Below are 3406 nucleotides of genomic sequence, written 5' to 3' on the forward strand. Positions count from 1 at the left end.
TTATCAACACATTTTAAGTGGTCGGCTGCGTATGATGTTAATAAGAGACTGCGCGCACGATGAGCAACGACGAGACGCCCCCGGGCCCCCGTGCCTCCCGACGTGCGGCCAAGCCCCGCAGACGCCGCCGCGGACTCAAGATCACGCTCGGTGTCCTGCTCGTCCTGCTGCTCGCCACCGGCGGCACCCTCTACTGGCTCTACAGTCAGCTCGACGGGAACATCAAGGGCGTCGACATCAACAAGGCGCTCGGTGAGGACCGCCCGGAGAAGCTGCCCACCAGCGGGCAGAACCTGCTGGTCCTCGGCTCGGACTCGCGGTCGGGGGCGGAGAACGAGGAGCTGGGCGGCGGCGGGGCCGTCAGTGGGGCGCGCTCCGACACCGCGATGGTGGTGCACATACCCGAGGGCCGGTCGAAGGCCGTCGCCGTCTCCATCCCGCGCGACACCCTGGTGACCCGCCCCGAGTGCGTCGGCGACAACGGATCCACCGTGTCCGCCAAGGAACGCGTCATGTTCAACTCCGTCTACGCGCAGGTCGGTCCGGCCTGTGTGGTGAAGACGGTGGAGAAGATGTCCGGCGTCCGCATCGACCACTACCTGGAGATCAACTTCGCCGGGTTCAAGGACCTGGTCGACGCCATCGGCGGCGTCACCGTCGACGTGCCGCAGGACATCGACGACAAGGCGTCGGGGCTGCACCTCACCTCCGGTCCGCAGAAGCTCGACGGCACCGAGTCCCTCGCGTACGTCCGCACCCGGCACGGCATCGGCGACGGCAGCGACCTCGGCCGCATCGGGCTCCAGCAGCAGTTCCTGATGGCCCTGCTGAGCGAGGTCAAGTCGCAGGACCTGCTGGGCAGCCCGACGAACTCGTACAAGATCGCCAAATCGGCCACCAAGTCGCTCACCACCGACTCGGGGCTCGCCTCCCTCACCTCGCTGGCGGAGTTCGCCCGCTCCATGAACGGCGTCGACCCGGCCTCGATGGAGACGGTCATGCTGCCGGTGGCGTACGACAAGATCGACCCGAACCGGGTGATCGCGTCCGAGCCGCAGTCCGGCCGGCTGTGGAAGGCGATCCGCGAGGACACCGCGATCCCCGAGGAAGCAAAGAAGTCCCCCGCCACCGGCGGCTGACGGCCCGTCGTACCGCGCTCCTCGTGACACCCTGCCGGGATGAGCGAGGACGAAGCGGTGCTGGTGATCGTGGACGGCGCCAATGTGGTCGGCTCCGTGCCCGACGGCTGGTGGCGGGACCGGCGCGGGGCGGCGGTCCGGCTGCGCGACTCCCTGGTTCCGGCCGCCACGGCCGGGCTGCCGGGGCTGCCGGGACCGGTCGAGATCGTGCTCGTGGTCGAGGGAGCCGCCCGGGGCGTCGCCTCCGTGGCCGGGGTCCGGGTCGAGACGGCCCCCGGCAGCGGCGACGACCTGATCGCCGAGCTGGCGGCCGGGGCCGCTTCGGACCGGGAGTGCGTCGTCGTCACCGCCGACCGCGGACTGCGGCAGCGGGTCGAGGCGTACGGGGCCCGGTGCGTGGGGCCCCGGACGGTACGGCCACCGCACCGACCGGGGAACGAGAGCATGTCGGGCTGATGAAGATTTCGGGGAAAGGCTGCCCTTTCAGGATCGAAGAGACAGGCGCAACTCCTGCGGCAGGGTGGACTCCTGTACGGTCGTCCCCGACCCCGTGCCGTCAAGGCGTGCCACGAGCCCCTGCACGCCGGCCCGCGCCCGCGCTGTGTCCCGTCGGTACGCACGGTCGCACCCGAAGTCGCTTGCCGTGTCCGGCGCTTCACTCACTCGGCCTGTGGAGACCGGCCGGGTGAGGCCCTGGGCGAGGTGCACTCGGCGCCGGCTCTCGACATGGCTCCTGATCCAGACGTGAGTAAGGAAAGCGCATGGCACAAGAGCACGATCCTGATCGTCACATACCACCGCGGCAGGCTACGTCCGGGACGAGCGGTGGATCCGGAACTGGGGCCTCCGCGAGTTCGCCCGTCTCCGTCCGCCGGGCGGTCACCATGCGAGGCACTGCGGGGGAACCCGGCGACGCTCTGGCTCCGGCCGCTCAGCGCGGCCGCTCCGAAACCCCGTCCTCGTCGTCCGACCCGGATGCGAGCGCACACGGCCCGACGAGCGAACCCGAGCAGGACAAGGAAGCCGAGCAGCTGGCCTCGCAGGTAAAAGGGTCGGCGGCCCGTGTCAACGCCGCAGCCCCTCGCAGTACCGGCACTCCGAAGCCGTCGGAGAGGAAGCCCTCGGCAGAGGCATCAGCCGCCGCCGGAGGAACGGGCGCGGCTTCGGCGGCGGAGCCCTCCTCGGAACCGGCCGCGGCAGCAGCCGCCTCCGGAGGATCCCCGGAAGCCGCGACGACAGTGGCTTCTCCGGGCGGTGGGGCGGGGACGCATACGGATGAGGAGCCGCCCGGCAACAGGCCCAAGAAGCCGATGCTGGCCGCCGCGGCGATCGTCGGCGCGGTCCTGATCTCGGTGCCGTTCCTCGTAGCGGGGCAGGACGACGACCGCAAGCCCGAGAAGGACCAGACCCAGAACGCGGCGGGCACGGTTCTGGACGCTCAACGTCCCCCTGCCCCGGAGACCTACACCAGCGAGTCGCCGAAACCCTCCGTGAAACCCAGCAAGAAGGAGACGGTGAAGCCCTCCGTCCCGTCGGCGCCCAAGCCGGTGGTCGTGCCTCCGTCCCCGAGCCCTTCGACGAGCAAACCGGCGGAGAAGAAGCCGGAGAAGAAGGCGGCGACGGGCCCACCACCGGGGACGGCCGCCGCCGCATTGGCCGGCCTCGCCAAGAGCGACCCCCAGGGACGGCATATCTGCTATCGCGCCTTCGTCTCCGGTCAGGGGTGGCAGTCGGCCGTGTGCGACGGGACGATGACCGGGACAGCGGGGCAGGGCAAGAAGATCACGGCGCTCAACATCGCGGTCGGGAACGTCGAAGGCTCCTCGGCCAACGCTCTGCTGCACGATGGGGGTTCGTCGAGCGCGAAATGGGCTCCGAGCTGGACAGCCGTCGTCGGCGACGGCAAGAACAACTACATCGGCAGTTCGAAGCCGGGCGCACCGTTCCTGACGGGCTTCGCCATGAACGTCGGCAAGGGCAACGTCTGCCACACCGCCAAGATGCAGAACGGCGGCTGGGGGCAGCAGTTCTGCAAGAACGGCCGACCTGAGTACATGTTCGTCGGCACCACTGACAACAACAACTGGTTCGAGGCCGTCAAGCTGACGGTGTGACGGCATCGGCCGATCGCTCTCCCGCCCAAGGAGGAGCCCCCCGGGGGGGGGCCCCGGGGGGGGCGGCGGGGGGGGGGGCGCGGGGGGGGGGCCCCCCCCCCCCGGCGCCCCGCCCGACGGGCGGCGGGGGGGGAGGGAGGGCCACCAGGGGGG

At 70.6% G+C, this 3406-nt stretch carries 3 protein-coding genes; all 3 read left to right on the forward strand.

Going from position 1 to position 3406, the window contains the following annotated elements; genetic code table 11:
- Window positions 1-59: 59 nt before the first annotated feature.
- The 3 genes from JS521_RS22190 (at window position 60) to JS521_RS36790 (ending at window position 3253) form a co-directional block, all read left to right on the forward strand.
- Window positions 60-1139 carry an LCP family protein gene (locus tag JS521_RS22190; protein WP_205084700.1) on the forward strand — a complete coding sequence of 360 codons (1080 nt, stop codon included), beginning with the start codon at window positions 60-62 and terminating at the stop codon, window positions 1137-1139.
- Window positions 1140-1178: 39 nt separating this feature from the next.
- A complete protein-coding gene (locus JS521_RS22195; protein ID WP_205084701.1) occupies window positions 1179-1595 on the forward strand; it encodes an NYN domain-containing protein in 417 nt (138 codons plus the stop codon).
- 854 nt (window positions 1596-2449) lie between these two features.
- Window positions 2450-3253 carry a hypothetical protein gene (locus JS521_RS36790; protein WP_239487657.1) on the forward strand — a complete coding sequence of 268 codons (804 nt, stop codon included), beginning with the start codon at window positions 2450-2452 and terminating at the stop codon, window positions 3251-3253.
- Window positions 3254-3406 lie beyond the last annotated feature (153 nt).

It is taken from the genome of Streptomyces durocortorensis (genome assembly GCF_016901035.1).
In the GTDB taxonomy this organism is placed as follows: Bacteria; Actinomycetota; Actinomycetes; order Streptomycetales; family Streptomycetaceae; genus Streptomyces; species Streptomyces durocortorensis.

Coding starts and splice junctions, on each gene's coding strand:
- JS521_RS22190 (WP_205084700.1), top strand. CDS start 60: ATGAGCAACGACGAGACGCCCCCGGGCCCCCGTGCCTCCCGACGTGCG.
- JS521_RS22195 (WP_205084701.1), top strand. CDS start 1,179: ATGAGCGAGGACGAAGCGGTGCTGGTGATCGTGGACGGCGCCAATGTG.
- JS521_RS36790 (WP_239487657.1), top strand. CDS start 2,450: ATGCTGGCCGCCGCGGCGATCGTCGGCGCGGTCCTGATCTCGGTGCCG.